The sequence below is a fragment of the Sphingobacteriales bacterium genome (assembly GCA_016699615.1).
In the GTDB taxonomy this organism is placed as follows: Bacteria; Bacteroidota; Bacteroidia; order Chitinophagales; family JADIYW01; genus JADJSS01.
Genome location: CP064984.1, coordinates 878112 through 900552 on the forward strand (window position 1 = coordinate 878112; position 22441 = coordinate 900552).

The 22441-nt window shown below is 29.3% G+C and carries 20 protein-coding genes; 14 read left to right on the plus strand and 6 right to left on the minus strand.

Annotation, left to right across the window (positions count from 1 at the left end; translation table 11 throughout):
- The 4 genes from IPK18_04230 to IPK18_04245 are packed head-to-tail and all read left to right on the plus strand — an operon-like array spanning position 1 to position 4279.
- A complete protein-coding gene (locus IPK18_04230) occupies positions 1-1464 on the plus strand; it encodes a hypothetical protein (GenBank protein ID QQR98737.1) in 1464 nt (487 codons plus the stop codon).
- 5 nt (positions 1465-1469) lie between these two features.
- Positions 1470-3719: a patatin-like phospholipase family protein gene (locus IPK18_04235; GenBank protein QQR98738.1), complete on the plus strand. Its 2250-nt coding sequence runs from the start codon at positions 1470-1472 to the stop codon at positions 3717-3719.
- Positions 3720-3776: 57 nt separating this feature from the next.
- Positions 3777-4082: a hypothetical protein gene (locus IPK18_04240; protein ID QQR98739.1), complete on the plus strand. Its 306-nt coding sequence runs from the start codon at positions 3777-3779 to the stop codon at positions 4080-4082.
- A complete protein-coding gene (locus IPK18_04245) occupies positions 4022-4279 on the plus strand; it encodes a hypothetical protein (GenBank protein ID QQR98740.1) in 258 nt (85 codons plus the stop codon). Before IPK18_04240 ends, IPK18_04245 begins: the two co-directional genes overlap by 61 nt.
- A gap of 122 nt (positions 4280-4401) precedes the next feature.
- Here the strand turns inward: IPK18_04245 and IPK18_04250 are convergent, their stop codons facing one another.
- Together IPK18_04250 and IPK18_04255 are read right to left on the minus strand one after the other, a co-directional pair.
- A complete protein-coding gene (locus IPK18_04250) occupies positions 4402-4809 on the minus strand; it encodes a PH domain-containing protein (protein QQR98741.1) in 408 nt (135 codons plus the stop codon).
- A gap of 71 nt (positions 4810-4880) precedes the next feature.
- Positions 4881-6746 carry a type IIA DNA topoisomerase subunit B gene (locus IPK18_04255; GenBank protein QQR98742.1) on the minus strand — a complete coding sequence of 622 codons (1866 nt, stop codon included), beginning with the start codon at positions 6744-6746 and terminating at the stop codon, positions 4881-4883.
- Positions 6747-6866: 120 nt separating this feature from the next.
- Here IPK18_04255 and accB point away from each other — a divergent pair, with 120 nt between their 5' ends.
- Both accB and IPK18_04265 read left to right on the plus strand, forming a co-directional pair.
- Positions 6867-7334: an acetyl-CoA carboxylase biotin carboxyl carrier protein gene (gene accB / locus IPK18_04260; protein QQR98743.1), complete on the plus strand. Its 468-nt coding sequence runs from the start codon at positions 6867-6869 to the stop codon at positions 7332-7334.
- 11 nt (positions 7335-7345) lie between these two features.
- Positions 7346-7708 carry a CoA-binding protein gene (locus IPK18_04265; protein QQR98744.1) on the plus strand — a complete coding sequence of 121 codons (363 nt, stop codon included), beginning with the start codon at positions 7346-7348 and terminating at the stop codon, positions 7706-7708.
- A 355-nt stretch (positions 7709-8063) separates the two neighbouring features.
- Here IPK18_04265 and rlmD read toward each other — a convergent pair whose 3' ends face one another.
- A complete protein-coding gene (rlmD, locus tag IPK18_04270; GenBank protein QQR98745.1) occupies positions 8064-9461 on the minus strand; it encodes a 23S rRNA (uracil(1939)-C(5))-methyltransferase RlmD in 1398 nt (465 codons plus the stop codon).
- A gap of 97 nt (positions 9462-9558) precedes the next feature.
- Between rlmD and IPK18_04275 the strand changes: the two genes are divergently transcribed.
- The 8 genes from IPK18_04275 (at position 9559) to IPK18_04310 (ending at position 20419) form a co-directional block, all read left to right on the plus strand.
- On the plus strand, positions 9559-11469 hold the full coding sequence (locus tag IPK18_04275) for a peptidylprolyl isomerase (GenBank protein QQR98746.1): 1911 nt from the start codon (positions 9559-9561) through the stop codon (positions 11467-11469).
- A gap of 40 nt (positions 11470-11509) precedes the next feature.
- Complete coding sequence (locus IPK18_04280) at positions 11510-12850, plus strand: peptidylprolyl isomerase (GenBank protein QQR98747.1); 1341 nt, start codon at positions 11510-11512, stop codon at positions 12848-12850.
- A gap of 27 nt (positions 12851-12877) precedes the next feature.
- The gene (locus IPK18_04285; protein ID QQR98748.1) at positions 12878-13843 is read left to right on the plus strand and encodes an AAA family ATPase; all 966 of its coding nucleotides are present in this window, start codon (positions 12878-12880) and stop codon (positions 13841-13843) included.
- A 4-nt stretch (positions 13844-13847) separates the two neighbouring features.
- Positions 13848-14456: an HAD-IA family hydrolase gene (locus IPK18_04290; protein ID QQR98749.1), complete on the plus strand. Its 609-nt coding sequence runs from the start codon at positions 13848-13850 to the stop codon at positions 14454-14456.
- A gap of 53 nt (positions 14457-14509) precedes the next feature.
- Entirely contained in the window at positions 14510-15481 is a 972-nt protein-coding gene (locus IPK18_04295) for a hypothetical protein (protein QQR98750.1), read from the plus strand.
- 24 nt (positions 15482-15505) lie between these two features.
- Positions 15506-16207, plus strand: a complete 702-nt coding sequence (purQ, locus tag IPK18_04300) for a phosphoribosylformylglycinamidine synthase subunit PurQ (protein ID QQR98751.1) — start codon at positions 15506-15508, stop codon at positions 16205-16207.
- Positions 16208-16225: 18 nt separating this feature from the next.
- Complete coding sequence (locus IPK18_04305; protein QQR98752.1) at positions 16226-18223, plus strand: thioredoxin family protein; 1998 nt, start codon at positions 16226-16228, stop codon at positions 18221-18223.
- A gap of 96 nt (positions 18224-18319) precedes the next feature.
- Positions 18320-20419: a tetratricopeptide repeat protein gene (locus tag IPK18_04310; protein ID QQR98753.1), complete on the plus strand. Its 2100-nt coding sequence runs from the start codon at positions 18320-18322 to the stop codon at positions 20417-20419.
- A gap of 53 nt (positions 20420-20472) precedes the next feature.
- On the opposite strand, the gene IPK18_04315 is transcribed toward IPK18_04310, so the two are convergent.
- From IPK18_04315 to IPK18_04325, 3 genes are all read right to left on the minus strand, one after another.
- Positions 20473-20907 (minus strand): PKD domain-containing protein, encoded by a 435-nt coding sequence (locus IPK18_04315; GenBank protein QQR98754.1) that lies wholly within the window; start codon positions 20905-20907, stop codon positions 20473-20475.
- Between the two features lie 173 nt (positions 20908-21080).
- Positions 21081-21677, minus strand: a complete 597-nt coding sequence (locus tag IPK18_04320) for a hypothetical protein (protein ID QQR98755.1) — start codon at positions 21675-21677, stop codon at positions 21081-21083.
- 328 nt (positions 21678-22005) lie between these two features.
- Positions 22006-22371 carry a PKD domain-containing protein gene (locus IPK18_04325; protein QQR98756.1) on the minus strand — a complete coding sequence of 122 codons (366 nt, stop codon included), beginning with the start codon at positions 22369-22371 and terminating at the stop codon, positions 22006-22008.
- Positions 22372-22441 lie beyond the last annotated feature (70 nt).

Sequence of the window (22441 nt, forward strand, 5' to 3'; positions counted from 1 at the left end):
ATGTTGAAGTCAATTAAATTTTATATCGTTTTTATATTTATTGCAGGCGTATTTTTTGTCTCATGCAAGAAAGATAAATTCAACACAGTTGATTTGGTTCAGTTTTCAAATGATACACTAAAATTTGACACTATATTTACAACATTAGGTTCTACCACAAAGCTACTTACAATTGTAAATCCACACAAAGAGAAAATAATAATAGATGAACTAAGTATTGCATCTTCATCATTATTTAGAATAAATGTAGATGGCGATACAGGAAGAATTTTTAATACTATTGAGATTCCTGCAAAAGATAGTATTTATGTTTTTGTCGAATTAACTATAAATCCGAATAGTGAAACATTACCTTATATTGTTTTAGATTCCATACTATTAAAATTAAATAATAAACAACAAAAAGTAATGCTACAAGCATATGGACAAAATGCACATTTCTACGATAATGAAATCATTGGTACCAACACAATTTGGAATAATGATTTACCATATGTAATTTTAAATACACTGTTGATTGATGCTGGTGCATCACTTACTATAAATGCTGGAACTACAGTTTATTTTGGTGGCAATGCATCTATGATTGTAAAAGGAAACTTAACTATAAATGGCAACAACGATACTTCTGAAGCTGTACTTTTTAGAGGCTACAGATTAGATAAAGATATTAATGGTACGTTATATGATAAATATCCTGGACAATGGTTAGGTCTCTTTTTTTTAAGAGGAAGTACAGGAAATATTAATAATTTTAATTTAAGAAATTCATACTACGGATTGAATGTTGGCAACATAGAAACTACTGATGATGATGCACAAAATTTAGCCTCATTACAAAATGCAACGTTGAGCAATGGTGCAAATATTATACTTAAGAACAGTAAAATTTACAATAATTCATTTTATGGAATATTTGGATTTCTGAGTACCATTATTGGAGAAAATATTTTGTGTTATGGCGCTGGTACAAATGCAGTTGGCTTATATTATGGTGGACACTATCAATTTACAAATTCGACATTCTTTGCTGGCAATAATCCATATATTTCGCATTCTAAAACACCAGTATTTTATTTCAATAATTTCTTTTCTTACAGCAGCACAGCACCATCATTATTCGCAGATTCATCATTAGCTATCATTAATAATAGTATTATATATGGCACATTGGACGAAGAAGTATTCACAGATGAAGACACAGACAATCCAAATAAGCTTTATTATCAATTTCTAAATTCTTGTATCAAAACTAAGGCGACAAATATTAATGCCAATACTAATTATACCAATTGTATTAGCAATGATCCAAAGTTTGAAAATATTGGTAAATTTAATTTCCAATTACAAAATGGTTCGCCTTGCATAGATGCAGGGAACAATAGTATTGTATATCCATTAGTAGATATAAAAGGCAATACAAGAGTAGGTAATGTAGATATTGGTGTGTACGAAAAACAATAATGGCTTTGCAAAAAATTAAAAACGCAATACAACAATTAATATATTCATTTCCTGTGCAATTACTAATACTGCACATAAAGAAATATGCAATATTTAATTTGGTATGGATAGTATTGTTTCTTACTGTTACACAACAATTCGGAAAAAAATTTGGTGTCCATTTATTATTGCTTGACCCAACCTACTTAAATGATGTAAATGTATATAGTTTCTATTTTATTGGCTTAGCAATGGGTGGATTCATTATGGCTTGGAATATTAGTGTCTATATTCTAAATTCATATAGATTTGAATTTTTAGCTTGCATTTCAAAACCATTTGTAAGATTTTCATTTAATAATTTTATTATTCCTGCATCTTTTACTATTCTATACATTATTTGTATTTATAAATACCAACGCATACAAAACCTTGAAGATACTTCTAGAGTAATATCATTCATTATTGCATTGTTATTAGGCAACATAAGTATTGTATTAGTGTACACTATATATTTCATATATTTTACTGAAGATGTAAAATCATTTTTGAGTAGAATTACTGAAAAAACAAAAGAACAATTACTTAAAAAAAATATTAATATAGATTTTATCTATGATGCCAAAGACTTTGCCGAAGATAGAAAATGGTTAGTACTAAACTATTGGCACTATCCTTGGAAATTTAATAAAGTAAGAAGCATACCAATTTATGACAAAGGTTTAATTAATGAGGTATATTATTTGCACCATAGGAATGCATTTGTTATCATTTTTGTAAGTATAAATATATTAATTTCTTTAGGCTACTTATTAGAAAATCCATTCTTTAGAATTCCAGCAGGAAGCACACTATTTTTAATATTTACAATATTTATTGTATTCTTTACAATATTTACATTTTGGTTTAGAGGATGGCGAACAATTGCACTAATAACATTTATTGCAGTTTTAAATATATTTACAAAATATAATATCATAGATGGTAGTCATCAATTCTATGGTTTAGATTATAGTAAGAAAATAGAGTACAATGACCAAAAAGTACAAACACAAACTACAAGAGCAGGAATACTAAACGATATAAAACAAACTGAAGCTATTCTAAACAATTGGAAGAATAAAAATAAAACCATACAGAAACCAAAATTAATTATTGTTAATGTTGGTGGCGGTGGTTCAAAGGCTGCCTATTGGACTTTTAAGGTTGCGCAAGAATTGGACAAGATAACTAATAATACATTTTTCAACAGAACTGCATTGATATCTGGAGCTTCTGGTGGAATGCTAGGCATAGCATATTATCGTGAATTATTTCTACAAAGTCAAAGTAATAAAGAAATACATTTGGCTGATAAAAAATACTTAGACAATATTGGAAAAGATTTATTGAATGGCGTAACTACCTCGATAGCAATGAACGACATTTTTCTTCCTTTTAGAAAAATAGAATATGAAAATCACAAATACAAAAAAGATAGAGCTTACATGTTTGATAAAGAATTTAATGAGAATACAGAAAACGTTCTAAATAAAAAACTATCAGCATATAAACAACCAGAAAGAAATGCACAGATACCTATGATGATAATTGGCTCTACCATTATCAACGACCAAAAGATGATGTACCTATCGCCACAACCTATCAAATATCTACTAAAACCATACATCGCTTCCAACCAAACTATCAATGAATATATTGGAATTGATGCTATTGAGTTTAATACATTATTTAAAAATTCTGGAGCAGCAAACATAAATGTTGTAAGTGCCTTGCGTATGAATGCAACATTTCCATATATCTTTCCTGCTGTAAGTTTGCCAACAAAACCAGAAATTAAAGCTATGGACGCTGGTTTTCGTGACAACTTTGGCTATTTAGTAACTACCAGATTTATGTCATCATTACAAAAGTGGATAGAAGAAAATACATCAGGTGTAATTGTTGTTACCATAAAAGTAGATGACAAATCTAAAGATTATTCTGCTTTTGAAACTAAAACATATATTGGCGAATTGTTGGCACCTATAGGTGGAATTTATTCGAATATGCTATTCCTACAGTATTACAATGCTGACCAAAATTTTGCAACACTATATAATGACTACAAAACAAATATCAACTTTATAGATTTTACATACAAACCATCTAAAAAAGATGCAGCTGCTTCACTTAGTTTACACTTAACGAATAAAGAAAAAATGGATATTCAACAATCTTTTTATAGTGAATACAATCAAAAAATGAAACAACGATTTTTAAACCTATTATATTAAAATTTATTTAATTGTAAGGTTATATTTATATACTTATATTTGTGAAAATTTTTAATCATGAAGAAGATATTTTTATCAATACTTATTATTTCAAGCCTTAGTACATTTGCTGTAGAAAAAGGCGATTTCCATGTTAATGTAACAACGAACTTAGGACATCATCAATACATTGGTGGCGTAGGAACAAAATCTGGCGGACTTGGGTTTGTGCCAGGTGTTACTGTAAACATGGATTTTGCAGTAAGTCCATATTTTAGTTTAGGTGGTTGGTTTACTTTCGCTGGCAAAAATATGGTGGTGATTTGTATAAATACAAATATTTTGGAATTGGCACAAGAGGTGTTTTTCACTTATATCAATTAATTTCAGAAAAAGGTAATGCAAAATTAGATGCTGATAAATTTGATGTATACATTCCTTTAGCAATTGGTGGTGGTTTCAAATTAAAAGACAAAAACTATGCTGGAGATAAATTTAGAGGTGGTGCTATTGTTGGTGCTGGTGTAGGCATTACGTACTATTTTGTAGAACATATTGGTGCAAACTTAGAAGCTGGTTAAAACGAAGCATCTTACGGAAAAATTGGTTTAGCATTCAAATTCTAATCTAGAATCTAATCTTTATATAATAAAAACCATCTCAAATTGAGATGGTTTTTTCGTTTTTAATATGCACAATGATATTAATTATCACCATCAATTATTGATTTTACCATCATAAAAAACTTCTTTCCTTCTTCTGCTTGTGCTTTAGGAATTTTCACTTCTATTGGTGCATTGTATGGCACATTATTCAGGTATTTTGTATTTCCGTCAATACCAATTTTAATATCTGCATCCATATCAAAAGTTCCAGCACTTTCAAAAGAGATGTATTTCAAACTTTTAAGTGGAAAATACTTATACTCTTTTTTACTTCCAGTAAAGCCTTGTACATCAATATAGAAAATACCTTTGCTTGTAATAATTAATTCATCTCTGAAAAACTTAAACGCAGCCACGATAGATTCATTTTCTGATAAGAAAGGTTTTACCAAATCTGATTGGCTGTTAATGTCTGCATGTCCTGCTAATTTGCTAAATAGTCCCATTTTAATATATTTTTTTCAAATATAGCAAACAAAACTTGCTTCATATATTATTTTAATATAAATAATATATACTATACAACTTCTAATTCAGCAATGGGTTCATCTTTTTCAACTTTCAAGTTATTAATGATGAATTCTTGCCTGCTTGGCGTATTTTTTCCCATGTAATATTCTAGCAATTGCTCAATACTTTGATTTTGTTTGAGTACCACAGGCTCTAATTTTATATTATCATTGATAAATTCTTCAAACTCTGATGGTGAAATTTCGCCTAAGCCTTTGAATCTTGTGATTTCTGGCTTGCCTTTTAGTTTTTGTATCGCTTGTTGTTTTTCTTGTTCAGAATAACAGTAAATTGTTTCCTGTTTGTTACGTACTCTAAACAATGGTGTTTCAAGAATGTACAAATGTCCTTTTTTTACCAAATCTGGAAAAAACTGCAAGAAGAATGTCATTAATAACAACCTAATGTGCATGCCATCTACGTCTGCATCAGTTGCAATAATAACATGGTTGTATCTCAAATTATCTATATCTTCTTCTATGTTTAATGCATGTTGCAACAAGTTAAATTCTTCGTTTTGATACACTATTTTTTTTGTTAAACCATAACAATTCAAAGGCTTTCCACGCAAGCTAAACACAGCTTGTAATTCTGGATTTCTTGCTTTTGTAATAGAACCAGATGCAGAATCACCTTCAGTAATAAACAACATAGAATCTCTATATTTTTCATTTTTTTCATCCGTGTAATGTACTCTACAATCTCTTAGTTTTTTGTTGTGCAAGTTGGCAGATTTTGCTCTTTCATTAGCCAATTTTCTAATGCCACTCAAATCTTTTCTTTCTCTTTCAGATTGCTGAATTCTTTTCAACAAAGCATCTGCAACAGCTTGATTTTGATGTAAGAAATTATCTAATTTTGATTTTACAAAATCATTGACAAAAGATTTTAACGTTGGGCCATCAGGTAGCCACATATTTTGCGAACCTAATTTCGTTTTAGTTTGAGATTCAAATACTGGCTCTTGAACTTTTACTGCAATGGCACCTACAATTGCTTGTCTAATATCTGATGCTTCAAATTGTTTTTTATAAAACTCACGTAATGTTTTTACAATGGCTTCTTTAAATGCTTGTAAATGCGTACCACCTTGTGTAGTGTATTGTCCATTCACAAACGAATAATATTCTTCGCCATATTGGTTACCATGTGTTAATGCAATTTCTATGTCTTCATCTTTCAAATGAATAATTGGGTATCTTAGCTCTGACTCATTCGTTTTCTTTGCCAACAAATCTTTTAAACCTTCTTTCGATACAAATTTTTTATTATTAAAAGTAATGGTTAGTCCAGCATTTAGGTACGCATAATTCCATAATTGTTCATCAACAAACTCTTCTACATAATTAAAATTCTTAAAAATAGTATCATCTGCTACAAATGTAAATGTTGTACCATTTCTATCATTTGTTTTTTCTATTTTAGAATCTTTAGTCAGATTACCTACATTAAATTCTGCTGCTTTTTTTTCACCATCACGCACAGATTCTACTTTAAAATATGTAGATAAAGCATTTACTGCTTTAGTACCGACACCATTCAAACCAACAGATTTTTGAAATGCACGCGAATCATATTTTCCACCTGTATTTATCTTCGAAACACAATCAATTACAGCACCTAATGGAATACCACGACCAAAGTCTCGTACAGTTACAGTTCTATCTTTTATGATAACTTCTATTTGTTTGCCAAAGCCCATTACGTGTTCATCAATAGCATTATCTATAATTTCTTTCAATAAAACATACACACCATCATCTGGTGAAGCACCATCGCCTAATTTTCCAATATACATTCCTGGTCTTAAGCGTATATGTTCTTTCCAATCTAAGGTTCTAATATTGTCTTCGGTGTATTGTACTTCTGCCATGTTCGTTTTCTTTTATGCAAATGTATTTTTTAGAATTAGAAAACAAAGATACAATTATCCACAAACATCATAATAATGTATAGACATTGGAAAATAATTAAAAAATGATATCTTTGGTATATGGATATTCAATTAATTAAGAAATTGATTCAACTCGTAAATGATAATAATGTTGGCGAATTGAAAATCAAGGAAGGTGATTTTAAAATTGAAATTACCCACAAAGATTTTGTGAAACAACAAAACATAACAGCAACAACATCTGTTCCAAGTAGTACAGTTGTGGCAACACCAACTATGGTTGAAAGTAACAATACTACACCAAAGGCAAACGAAAGTGTTGTAGCTGATAATGTAAAAACAATTAAATCACCCATGATAGGCACATTTTATCGTTCCTCAGATCCAGATAAAGAGCCATTTGTAAAAGTTGGCGATAAAATAAAAGTTGGCGATGTACTTTGCATCATCGAATCGATGAAACTATTTAACGAAATAAAAAGTGATGTAAGTGGAAAAATAGTGAAAGTAATGGCAGACAATGCACAAGCTGTTGAGTACGACCAAGCTATATTCTTAATTGAATAAGAAGCCTATACATGAACAAAAAAACTTTAGTTTTAGGCGCAAGTCCAAAATCTGATAGATATAGTTTTAAAGCAGTAATGTTATTGCAAAAAAATGGACATGATGTTGTTCCGTTAGGCTTTGAGCATGGCACTATTGGCAATGCAGAAATTATTACCAATTGGGAAAATTATAATGATATTGATACAATAACACTCTACTTAAACCCTAATAGACAAAAGCAATATTACAATTATATTGTAGAGCAAAAACCCAAAAGAGTAATCTTTAATCCAGGTACTGAAAACGATGAATTAGAACAACTTCTAATAAAAAATAACATTACATACTTAGAAGCATGCACATTGGTGCTACTCACAACTGGACAATATTAATCTTCCAATTCTTGTCTTTCAGTAAGCATTAATAACATTTGCCATCTTTGGTTTGTAACCATTGATGGATAATGTACTATCTTTATATACAAAATAAAAAAATGAATATTATTATTGATAAATTAAATATAATACAATTTGCAAACTGTTTGTTGGCTACAAGCCAACAACGGCAAATACTCTCGCCCGTGTTGGTGTTATCGCTTATGCGTAGCAAATAGCATATGCAAGCGTCGCCTATCACAATAGTTTTTATGTTCTACTTTTCAACTAGTATTAGTACAATGTCATTAAGTAATGGAAATAAACCATTAAAAATATAAAAATGAATATAACAACAGACACATACTTTATATTATTCCATCAATTCTAAAAGTATTACATTTTCGATATGATAGGTATGTGGAAACATATCTACAGCTTGTGCTTGTACATTTTTGTATGCCGTATTTAATAATTGAATGTCTCTTGCTTGTGTAGCTGGATTGCAACTAACATACACAATTTTCTTTGGCAAGGCTACCAACAATGTTTCTATAACTTTTTCGTGCAAGCCAGCTCTTGGTGGATCTAATATTACAACATCTGCCTTTGGATGTTGTTCTAAAAAATGCTCGTCTAATATTTTTTCTACTGTGCCAACATAAAAAGTTGCATTGTCAATTTTGTTTAAACTTGCGTTTTCTGTAGCATCTACTATAGCATCTTCAATTTGCTCAATACCAATTACCTGTTTGCACTGATTGGCTAAATACAATGCAATGCTTCCTGTGCCACAATACAAATCATACACAATATCTGTGTGCTTCAATTGTGCAAATTGTACCACAACATCATACAAATTTTCTGCTTGATAACTATTGGTTTGAAAAAATGATTTTGTACTTATCTTATATTGTATGTTCTTCAGTTGCTCAATAATAAATGGTCTTCCATTAAAGTTAATCACTTCTTGATCAAATATGGTATCGTTATTTTTTGTATTGATAATATAATTTAATGAAGTAATGAACGGAAAATTATTTAAGATATGCTGCATCATTTGCTGTATATTTTCTTGCTGATGTGCTGCAAAACATACAGTAACCATCCATTCATTTGTTTTTGTATTTCTAATGATTAAGTTTCTCAAAAAACCTTCATTCGTTTTCAGATTACAAAATGAAAAATCATTTTGTAAGGCAAATTGAAAAATACTGTTTCTGATTTCATCAGCAGTTTTGTGTTGCAAAAAGCAAGCATCAATATGCAATACTGAGGCAAAACTTCCAGCAACATGAAATCCAAGTGCTCTCCTATCAAAACTTTCTTCACTTTGAATTTGCTCATCTGTTAGCCAAGCTCTATCCGAAAAAGTATATTCCATTTTATTTCTGTAATAGAATGTTGGATTTGCACCTAAAATGGGTAATGTATTTTCTATTTCTGCTCTACCTATTTTCTTTAATACTTCAACTACAATTTGTTGTTTAAAAGCTAATTGTTTTTCGTAGGCAACGTTTTGCCAATAACAACCACCACATGTACCAAAATGTGTACACACTGATTCTATTCTGTCATCAGACTTTTTTACATATTTATTAATTTGTGCAATGGCATAATCTTTCTTTTTCTTCTTAATTTTTGTATCAACAACATCTCCAGGAATGGCTTTTTCTACAAAATAAATCAAACCATCATGCTTGGCAATGCCTCTTCCTTCGGCAGCTATTTTTTCGATAGTTAATTCTACATTTGGATATTTCTTCTTCATTAGTTGTTAAAAATAATTAATAGTAGGCATTTGATTTGAAAAACTTTGCCTAATCAGCAAAAAAAAACTATATTTCGTATAATTTAGAACAAAGATTATGCATAAAATTTTACTACTAAACACTTTATTACTTCTAAGCACTGTAATTTACGCACAAGATGAAGTTCTTTTTACGATTGACGACACAGAAGTGAAACGCAGTGAGTTTGAAAATATATATAAGAAAAATAACTATAATGGTAAAGAAGATTTTAGCAGAACTTCCATTGAAAATTATTTAGACTTATACATCAATTTTAGACTAAAAGTAAAAGAAGCAAACAGTTTAGGCTATGCACAAAATGATAAATTTAGAGATGAATTTGCTGTGTATGAGCAACAATTGTTGAACAGTTATGTAGACAAAGAAGTGTTGGATAAAATCATTGAACAAGAATATAATCGTTCTAAAAAAGATGTAGAACTGAGTCATATTTTCTTTGCTGTTACTAATGATTCAACAAAATTGACAGCAGAAAAAAAAGCAAAAGACATCTATCAAAAAATAAAAAGCAATCAACTTAGTTTTGATGAAGCAGCAAAAATATCTGATGATGCGAACACCAAATTTGTAAAAGGAAATTTAGGCTGGTACAATGCATATCAAATTGCATTACCTGAAATTGAAGATATTGCCTATCAACTTGAGCCAGGACAAATTGCAGAGCCAATACTTACAAAATATGGTTGGCATATAATAAAACTAAATAATACTAGAACAGCAAGACCAACATTGAAAGTTGCTATCATCAAAAAGTTCTTACCACTTAATGGCACAAAAGACGACCACCAAGCACTACAAGATACCATGAAAATGATTGCTAAAATGTATCAAGATGGTGTGCCTTTTGAGCAATTAGTAACAAAATATAGCGAAGATGAAAATACAAAAACTTTTGGAGGAAAACTAGATTGGTTTGGCATCAATACATTTGCACCTGAATTTGAAGAGGCAGCTTATAGTATAAAAAATATTGGCGATATTTCTGAGCCTGTGCTAACAAAATCTGCATGGTACATCATAAAAAAAGTAGATGAAACAAAACCACAAACTTTTGAAGAAAGCAAATCAGTATTAAAAACAAAATTGCAAAATTCTGCCTTGTATGAAATGGCATTAACAGATTTCGTAAATGATAAAAAAGCAACTTATGGTTATGTTGCAAACAATAAAAATATTGCATTGTTCAAAAAATACATGGCAAGATTTATTGGAGATTATTCTTTTAAATACAAAGACACATTTCCAAACTTAGTATTATATAAAATTGGTAATGTAGATTACGATCAAAATAAAATTGGCAGTGGAATAGAGAAAATATACTACACATTAAATACAAAACAAGGCACAAATAGACTAGATGCACTTTTTGATGAAGTATTAAAAAATAATATTGTAAGTAGATATAAAGAAGATATACAGCAGAACAATATTGAATATAAGAATTTAATTCAAGAATATAGAGATGGCATTATGATATTTGATATATCTGAACAAAAAATTTGGAATAAAGCATTGGAAGATAGCATTGGTGTAAGAAATCATTATGAGCAAAATAAAGAAAAATATATAAAGCCATCAACCATAAAAGAAAGAACTGTGCAGTTAAACAATTCTAAAAATGCCAAAAAAATATATAAAACATTGTTGGAAGATCCAAATATAAATTCAAATGTTTTGCAAGACAAACTTTCTGTGATGAAAGAAACAAGTCCAGTTATTACTAAAGAAATATCTAATTCTAAAAACGCAGTTTCTGTACAAAAACCTAAAAAAACAGACAATACATACACAATTAAACAATATTATCAATACTCGCCAGAAAAAACCAAAGATTTTGAAGAATGTAGAGGTTATGTTATTGCAGACTATCAAGAAAAATTAGAAAAGGAATGGATTGATAATCTAAAAGTTAAATATCCAGTCAAAATCAATCAAGATATCTTAAATAAGCTAATTAAAAAATAAAAAATTACATTAAAATACACTAAAATGCTATTTTTGCACCATGATAAATAAAATAATCTGTTGGACTCTGTGTGGCTTTCTTTCATTACAATTGGCTGTTGCTCAAAATGGAATCGTTTTAGATAAAATTGATGCCATTGTTGCAGACAAAATTATTCTAAAATCTGATATAGAAAATCAGATGGAGATTATGAACTTACGTGGCGAAGAAGAGGCAGAAAATAAATGTGATTTAATGTATCAAATGATATTTAATAAAATACTGACGATACAAGCAGAAAGAGATAGCTTGCCTGTTGGCGATGCGGAAGTAGAAGATGAATTGGATAGAAAGATAAACTATTTCGTATCAATGGCTGGTTCTGTGCAAGCATTTGAAGAACATTACAAAAAAAATATTGAGCAAATAAAAGATGATTTCAGAGATGATATCAGAGAACAATTGTATGCCAACCAAATGCGTCAGAAAATTGTTGGCGAAATAAAAGTAACACCATCTGAAGTAAAATCATTCTTTGAAAATTTAGATACAGAAGATGTACCATACTTTAATGCAGAAGTAGAATTATTACAAATAGTAGTAAAACCAAAAGTAAGTGAAGAACAAAGACAAATTGCATTAAATAAAATAAAAGCTATAAAAAGTGAATTAGATGCAGGCGAAAGCTTTGAACTAAAAGCAAGTTTATACTCAGAAGATTTAGGTTCTGCACAAGAAGGTGGAGATTTAGGTTGGGCTACACGTGGCTCTTTTGTAAAAGAATTTGAAGCAGTAGCATTCAAACTTAAACCAAATGAAATTTCTGATGTAGTAGAAACAACATTTGGATTTCATATAATACAATTAGTTGAAAGAAGAGGCGATCAAATTAATTTAAAACACATACTAATTAGACCAAAATCAACATCAGTTGGCGCCGAATTGGCATATGCTAAGATTGATAGTATTAGAAAATCAATAATGGATAATAAAATATCATTTGAAGAATGTGTAAAATTATATTCTGAAGATGAACAATCTAAAAATGTAGGTGGCGCAATTTTAGACTACGAAACTGGAAATACAATTGTAGAAGTAAAAAATCTAGACCCAGAAATTTATAAAGCAGTAGAAAATCTAGAAGTTGGAAAAATTACAGAACCAAATATGTTCCAAACACAAGATGGAACACCAGCTTACAGAATTTTAAAATTGATATCTAAAAGCGAGCCGCATGTTGCAAACTTACAACTAGATTACGACAGAATACAAACAGCTGCCATCAACAACAAAGAAGAATCTGTCATGCAAAAATGGTTAGACAAAAATATGTCTAAAACATATATGATGATAGATGGCAACTACAAATCATGTGAATTGCTCAAAGATTGGGCTAAATAATATTGACATTTCATTAACTTGTACACTATGCAAAAATTTAACTCTGATGTCGAAGGCATTGAACAATTATCAAAAGATTTCGTAGCCTTAAAAAACGAAATACACAGTGTAATTATAGGACAAGAAGATGTAATTAGATTTGTACTCTTATCCATTTTTTGTGATAGTCATAGTTTATTAGTTGGTGTACCTGGATTAGCAAAAACACTCTTAGTAAAAACAGTTTCTGATGTATTAGACTTAGATTTTAAGCGAATACAATTTACACCAGATTTAATGCCATCAGATATTATTGGTGCAGAAGTAATGAATGAGAACAGACAGTTTCATTTCAACAAAGGACCATTGTTTGCAAATATTGTTTTGGCAGACGAAATCAACAGAACACCACCAAAAACACAATCTGCATTGCTCGAAGCCATGCAAGAAAGACAAGTTACTGCTGCTGGACAAATACATCAATTAGAGTTGCCTTTCTTTGTATTGGCAACACAAAATCCAATAGAACAAGAAGGCACATATCCACTTCCAGAAGCTCAATTAGATAGATTTATGTTTAATATTGTATTGAACTATCCTAGCTACCAAGATGAGGTAAATGTGGTAAAAGCGACAACAAACGACCAAAAAATTCAACCTAAAAAAATACTTAGTAAGCAAGATATAATTGCCTACCAACATCTGATACGCAGAATGCCAATTGCAGATAATGTTTTAGAATATGCTGTAAAGTTGGCTACATCAACAAGGCCAAACACACCACAAGCACCAGCAATTGTAAATGATTTTGTAGCTTGGGGCGCAGGACCAAGAGCATCACAAGCATTAGTTTTAGCAGCCAAAGCACATGCAGCCATACAAGGAAAATTTTCACCAGATATAGATGATGTTCAAGCTGTGTCGTTGCCAATTTTAAGACATAGAGTTATTCGAAACTTTAAAGCAGAAGCTGAAAATGTTTCAATAGAACATATAATCAATAAATTACTATAACACTTTGCTACAACATAAAACACTAATTTTTGATTTAGGTGATGTTATCATAGACCTAAAACCAGAACTAAATTGGTGGCAAGAAGACTTATTGACTAATTTTAATAACCAAGCATTAGTACAAAAATTTGAACAGAAATTTTTTCATGATTTTGAGAAAGGCATCATAAGTGTAGATACTTTTCTTGAAGAAATGAATCAAATAAAGACAAATCCAAATATTACAGTTGAAAGTGCATGGTGCGGCATCTTAAAAGAAATTCCAAAACATAGGATTGATTTGCTTTTTTCACTTGCAAAAGATAATAAAATCTATCTACTAAGCAATACAAATGATATTCATCTTGATTATATTATTGATATGATTCAAAAAACATATGATGAAAATATCTTTGATAATATTTTTAATCACCAATTCTATTCTCAAAAAATTGGTATGCGAAAACCAAATCAAGACATCTATGAATATGTGCAACAGCAAGTAAATACTACATCAGAGCAAATTTATTTCTTTGATGATAAAAATGAGAACTTAAATATTCCAAAACAATTGGGTTGGAACACATTTTTAGTCAATCAAGATATAGCAACAATAATAACAGAAGCAAACTAGTCTGATATTAATATTATACATTAATTTTGTACTTTTGCAATAGATAACTACACGTGATTCAACTCCTAAAATCTAATAACTTCAGCACTATTATCTTATTTATAGTTGTGTTTTTCTGTGTAAAACTGCCTTTCCTATTTTTCTACGAACCTAACACACTTCCTTACACTTTTATATTTGATGGACTACCATCATTCCAGTTCAACTCAAATATTCTAAATTTTGTAGCTGCACAACTTTCTATACTTGCACAATGTTTTTTAATTAATTATTACTTCCAAAAAAGCGATTTATATTCTGTGCAATATATTGTTCCAGCATATATTTTTATGCTGATTTCATCTATTATTCCAAACTATAATTTTTTTAACTATTTTCACATAATTACGTTTATAATATTATTTATTTTCAATCTATATATTTCAATTTATCAGGAAACAAGTGCAAAAGCTGAGGCATTCAATATTGGTGTTTTATTTGGAATTGCAACCTTTATTTTCCCAAATATAATTGTTGCATTACCATTTATTCTTATTATGTTCTACATTCCAAAGGCATTTAATCTCAAAGAAATGTTGCTTATTCTTGTTGGTGTTGCAATGGTTTGGTTCTATATTTTTTCTATAGCCTATTTTCTAAACATAAACATACACAATCCGTTTGACTTTTATTTCTATCAGAAAGAATATATACATCGCAATAATATTATTGAGCTTATTCCAACAATTTTAAGTATACTATATCTCTTATTCAGTTTTGTAAGCCTAAGAGGAATTGCTCAAGCAACAAGCGTAAAAAGAAAAAAGAGCGTTAATTTAATTGTATTTTTATTGATTGGAATGTCAGTTGCTGTACTGCTAAGTTCCAAATATCTAATTGATGTACTATCCATCCTATTTATTCCACTTTCAATATATATTAGCCTATTAATGCTTAGGATTAAAAAGACAAGATTAAGTGAAGCATTAAATTTAATCTTTCTTTTAACTATTTTTATAGTTCATGTAAAAAGAATGATAGATTAATTCATTAAGTTAGCAGATATATTTATGAAATTCGGTATAGTAATTTTCCCAGGCTCAAATTGCGACCAAGATATGGTGCATGTATGTAGTAAAATTCTACATTCTGAAGTAGTAACCTTATGGCACAAAGACAAAGATTTACAAGGACTTACAAGTAATGATTGTATCATTATACCAGGTGGATTTTCTTATGGCGATTATCTGCGTTGTGGTGCAATAGCAAGACTATCTCCTATTATGGAAAAAGTAATAGAGCATGCAAATAATGGTGGTTACGTTTGGGGAATTTGCAATGGTTTTCAAATTTTGTGTGAAGCTCATTTGTTGCCTGGTGCATTGTTAATGAACAACAACCAAAGATTTATTTGTCAAAACCAATACATAAAGCCAACAACATTAGATAGTGCTATCACTAGAAATTTACAGTTGGATGAAGCATACAATATTCCAATAGCACATGGCGAAGGTAGATATTATGCATCTCAAAAAACTATTGATGAGTTGTATGCAAACAATCAGGTGCTTTTCAAATATTGTGATGCACAAGGCAATATCAATGAAGTAAGCAATCCAAATGGCTCAATACAAAATATTGCAGGCATTTGCAATAAAAATAGGAATGTTTTTGGCATGATGCCTCATCCTGAAAGAGCTGCTGAGAACATACTAGGAAATGCTGATGGACTAAAATTATTTGAATCATTATTACAAGTACAAGCTGTGTAATATCAAAACAAAAATATCATGAAAAGATTATTGATAAATATTCTTTTACTACTTACTATCGCAACTAGTGTTCTAGCACAACCAAGTTTTGAATCTCATCTTAAGTTTAAAACAGAAAAAGAAGATCTTGGCAACAATGAATATAATTTAAAAATTATTTGTACACTTGATAAGGATTGGCATGTCTATTCTCAATTTACTTCAGAAGGTGGTCCATTGCCTACTCGATTTGTATTTGAGCCAAATAAAGACGTGAAACTGATTGGCAAAGTTGAAGAAGTTGGCAAATTAGAGAAAAAAATGGATGAGCTTTTTGGTGTAGAAGTATCTTCATTTGCAAAGACTGTAACATTTGTACAAAAAGTTAAAGTAGGAAATAAAAATGCTGTTTTAAAAGGCGAATTTGATGGTCAAGTTTGTAAAGATGAAGAAGGTTGTATGCCATTTGGACCAGAAGCTTTTACATTCTCATTTAGTGATAATAATGCGCCAGCTAGTGTAGATACAGCACAACAAGTACCAACAATAGAAAACAGCACACCAAGTATTACATCAAAATCAGATAAATTTGATTGGCAGTTTTCCGAAAATGGTTGTAGCAATAAAACAGAGCAAAAAGATAAAAGTATATTTTTAATATTCCTATTTGGATTTTTGGGTGGCTTAGTTGCATTACTTACACCATGTGTCTTTCCTATGATACCACTTACTGTAAGCTTTTTTACCAAAGGTGGAAAAGACACCAAACATGGTATCCAAAAAGCACTTATCTATGGTGTATCAATCATTATAATTTATCTATTATTAGGTTTAATTATTACTTCTGTTTTTGGTTCTGATGCACTTAATGCAATGAGCACAAATATATGGTTTAATTTATTATTTTTTATAGTATTCATTATTTTTGCATTCTCATTTTTTGGATTTTATGAAATTACATTACCATCATCATGGGCAAACAAATCTGATAGTTTAGCAAGTAAAGGCGGAAATCTTGGAATTTTCTTTATGGCATTTACATTGGCACTAGTTTCATTTTCTTGCACTGGACCAATCATTGGAACTTTGTTGGTAGAAGCAGCAACAGGTGGTGGCCCAACTATATTAGGTAGAATTCCACTAAAACCAACTATTGGAATGTTTGGTTTTTCTTTGGCATTAGCATTGCCATTTACATTATTTGCATTATTTCCACAATGGTTACATTCATTGCCAAAATCTGGTGGCTGGATGAAAACAGTAAAAGTCACCTTAGGATTTATAGAATTAGCATTAGCCTTCAAGTTCTTATCCATTGTAGATATGACACAAAATTGGGGAATTTTACGCATAGAACCATTTTTAATTATCTGGATAATTCTATTTACACTATTAGCATTATACTTATTAGGAATTATTCGTGCTAAAGAAGATAAGCATGAAACAATTAGTATACCTAGAAAAGCATTTGGCGTTATTTCAGTTGCTTTTGTTGTTTATCTTATCTATGGTTTATTTACTTACCAACCATTAAAATTACTAAGTGGCTTGGCACCACCAGTTGGCTATAATTTTAAATCTGAAAATAAAGAAACCCTTACCCATTTTAAAGATTATGAAGAAGGTTTAGCTTATGCAAAAGAACATAATTTACCAATTTTATTAGACTTCACAGGATATGGATGTGTAAATTGTAGAAAAATAGAAGAACATGTTTGGACTAATATTGATATAAAAAATTTATTATCTAAGTATGTAATTATTTCTTTGTATGTTGATGATAGAAAAGAATTGCCAGAAAATGAATGGTACACCTCGACTGCAACAGGAACTGAGAAAAAAATAAAAACTGTTGGCCAAAAATGGAGTGATTTTCAAGCAAAACATTTCCAAACAAATTCTCAACCTTACTATGTTTTAATTAATCCGCAAGAAAAAGTATTAAACCAACCAGTAGATTATTCATTTTCGTCCGATGTAGATAACTATCGTAAGTTCTTAGAATGTGGCATTAATATACACCAACAAATTCAGTAATATCTATTTAATATCTTTATTTTTTTAGTGTAATATTAAATTTCAAACTATACACGTTTTGTTAAGTAAATAATTTCATGTATTATTGGTTACAAAATGCGTTATCTAAAATTTGCACTCACATTTTTCTTATCAACATCTATATTATTTTCATTTTCAGATAATATAGATAATAACGACACTTTAAAATGTAGAAAGTTAAATACATTAATTGAAGAAGAGCAGGATCACACTATTTGGATACAATACAATCATCAACTAAAAGATATTGTATTAAAAAATATTAAACGCAAAAATTTAGACGAAAAGTCTAAATATGAGTTTTATAAATATTATAGTACAGTATACAATAATTATGGCGCATATAATGTTTATATAGATAATTATGATAGTGCTATCATAAATTATAGGATAGCTTCAAATATTGCATCTGAAAAAAAATTATATACAGAGAATGCACTTGCTTTACAAAACTTAGGTACAGCATTCGATTTTCTTGGCAGTCTTGATAGTGCATTATTTTATTTTAAATTGGCACTTAAAGAAGCAAAAAAGTCTAAAAATATTTCTTCAATAGCATATGTAAAAACAGATTTGGGTTATGCTTATAATAACTTAGGTGATAATGAAAATGCTATAAAAAATAATTTAGAGGCGCTCAATATATTTGAAAAATTAAAAGATGATATTGGAATTGAAAGAACTTGTTTTGCCATAGGTAGAATTTATGATTTGCAAAAAGACTATAATTCTGCAAATAATTACTATCAAAAATGTCTATCTATAAACAAAAAGATAGATGACAAAATACGTGTTGTACTTGTATTAAATAGCATTGCACATAATAAAATAAATCTAAAAAAATACACTGAGGTAAGTCCACTTTTGAATGAAGCCATTTCCATTGCAAAACCAAATCAATACATAAGTCAGATTGCTACATCATATAAATTTTATGCAGATTATTTTTATGTCACTGAGAATTTAGATTCAGCATACTATTATTACAATTTAGCTTTAGACGTTTTTCAACAAATCAAAGCCAATAACTTTTATGCTATGGTACTTCTGCAATTGGCGCAAATTGATTTGAAGAAAATGAAACTAGACGCTGCCTTAGCAAAAGCTAAGGAAGCATATCAAATAAGTGTGGATAGTAAAAATCCATCTATTACAAAAAATACTTATAAAGTACTAAGTAATATATATGCTCAGCAAAAAGATTATAAAAATGCTTATTTATTCAACAATAAGTATTCAACATTAGCAGATAGTATATTCTATGATGAAAATAGAAGCAATATGTTGAAAGCTGATTTTAAATACAAGAATCAGAAAAACATGAATACCATAACACTATTAGGGCAACAGCAAAAAATTGCACTACTAAAAAATAAACAACAACGTTTTTATCTTATTGGCTTAGCACTATTATTACTAATTGCCATGATTGTTTCATACTTTATTATATATAGAATAAATACTAAAAAGAAAAATGAATTATTAAAAATAGAATTAGATGCATCTGAGAAAAAAACAAAGATAGAGCAACAAAAAAATGAAGCTGTGCTTACTGCATTAAAATCTCAGATGAATCCACATTTTATTTTTAATGCTTTAAATTCAATCCAAGAATTATATACATCAGGTAGTTTGAAATATGCAAACGAACAAATGGGTAATTTTGCTTATCTAACAAGGAAGATTTTAGAAACATCAGAAAAACAAAAAATATATTTGTCTGAAGAAGTTGAGATACTAAAAATGTACCTTGAATTAGAAAGTATGAGATTCGGAAATGATTTTAGCTCCAACATAAGTTTTGATGAGGACATAGATGAAGATTATATTCAGATACCACCTATGCTTGTTCAACCTTATGTTGAAAACAGTATTAAGCATGGATTATTTCATAAAATAGGTAATAAGAATATCAATATCCATTTCTTTATGGAAGAAAATGATGAAATATTAGCTTGTACAATTGATGATAATGGAATTGGTAGAAATGCATCAGCTGAAATTAATAAGAATAGACACAAAACACATCAATCTTTTGCAACAAATGCAACTGAAAAGAGATTACAGCTACTTAACTTTGGCAAATCAGAAAATGTTGTTGTCATATTTGAAGATAAGTATGACGAAAACAATCAATCATTAGGCACGAAGGTTACTATAAAAATTCCTATATAAAAAAAAGCAGTACCAAAAATGGTACTGCTCAAAAATAGTTTGTAATGGATTTATTATTTTTTAATTGGAACTTCTGTTGCTCCACCAGGTGAAACTGGCGTAACTGGATCAACTGGTGATACTTCCCCACAATAGTTAAGTACAATGTTTTTAGATACTGTTGATGATTTATCACCTTTAGATGCTACTAATGTTACTGTAAATGTTAAATAACATTCACTACCTGATAATCTTGTTTCTTTTGTATTAAAAGATTCTTTCGTTGGATTTTTTTCTGTACTTGTAGTACCATCTCCAAAATCCCAAAGATATGTATCTGCATTGGTAGAAAGATTATTGAAAGTTACAGATTCATTATATCTGATAGTATCTGCTGTAGAGAAAGTAAAATTTGCTACTGGGCTAAGCTCTTCATCTTTAGAACAAGATGCCAATAAAAATGCAGTTAATACTGCGATGATGCTGAATAATTTGATTGTTGATTTCATTTTAATTTGTTTTTAAAGTGATTAATAATTTGATAGTACAAAGATATCTCCATCTTCTTCGCATAGTTTGACACAATTCATAAATGGTAGGTTTGAGTTCATAAACTGTAATGTTTATTTTGTAAAGTGAATAGAGAATTACTACTTATAAAGAATTATCAAATAATATTTTTTTAGTTTTCTACAAAAATAAAGCTTGGTACGCCTGAAATTGAATTAGATTGTCTATATCTGTCTTCGTTGAATATATTAGTTGCATCTGTTGTAAGAGGCAAGAATACTGGTACTAAATATGTGAAATTACCATCTGTAATAGGAAATTCTAAATCATCTATTAATGCATATAAAAAGAATTTTTTGGTGGCATTATTGCTTGTTGTTGCATTATTTACAGTAACATAGTATACTTTATTTGCAACTATTGTAACATCATCAATATCAGTATAAGCAAAATTAGATGTATCAGAAACCGTAACAGTTGCAGTTTTTAATACAGACTGCGAACTAGAATCTAGCAAAGCAACATTGTAAGTACCAGGTTCTAATTTCGCTCCTAAATGTGTTATTTTACCAGCTTTAGAAGATTTAAAAACAATTGCCATTGTTCTATTACCATCATAAAGACCATAAGAGGAAAATTCCATTTTTGTATTGATAAGAGTTTCTATTGGTTTTACTCCAGATTTTAAGTTTTCTTCTTTTTTACATGAAGTAAATAATGTAGCTGTAAATAATGCTACCATTGCGAAAATTTTGATTGATTTTTTCATACTGTTTTTTTTTAATTGTTTAAATAATTTATTTTGATAATGCAAAGTTGCAGCAAGATGAGAACTATTTTTTTTTACAATTCATGAATGGTAGATTTGAGTTCATGAATGGCATTTCTTATACTCTTGTTTCTTATTTGAGTATATCTTTTTATTCAAAAATTTAGTTGATTAATTAATGATGTGACTTTATGAATAAAAATAAGCTATATATATTTAATATATAATAATACACAAGAAGAATTTATTATAATAAAAAAAAGCGATGCATTTCAGCATCGCTTTTCTACAATTGTAACCGTATTTTAAAAATATTTATTGTATTATGTTAATCCCACCATCCTACAATAGTTTTAGTTTTTGTAGATGATTTTCCATTTTTGGTGGCTGTTAGTGTTATTGTGAAATCTGTAAATTCACTACTACCAGTATAAATAAAATTCTTTTTAGGATTTCTTTCTGTACTGGTAGTATTATCACTAAAAGTCCAAAGATAAGTATCAGCATTTGTCGATAAATTATTAAAAAATACTGTATCATTACCCATATAAAAAGTATCTTGTAATGTAGAATAATAGAATGTTTGGTCAAAATCTGCCACTGGTTTTGGAGAATTGTCATCTTTATTGCAAGATGCCATTAAAAATGCAGTTAATACTGCGATGATGCTGAATAATTTGATTGTTGATTTCATTTTGATTTGTTTTTTAAAGTGATTAATAATTTGATAGTACAAAGATATCTCTGTGTTCTTCGCATAGTTT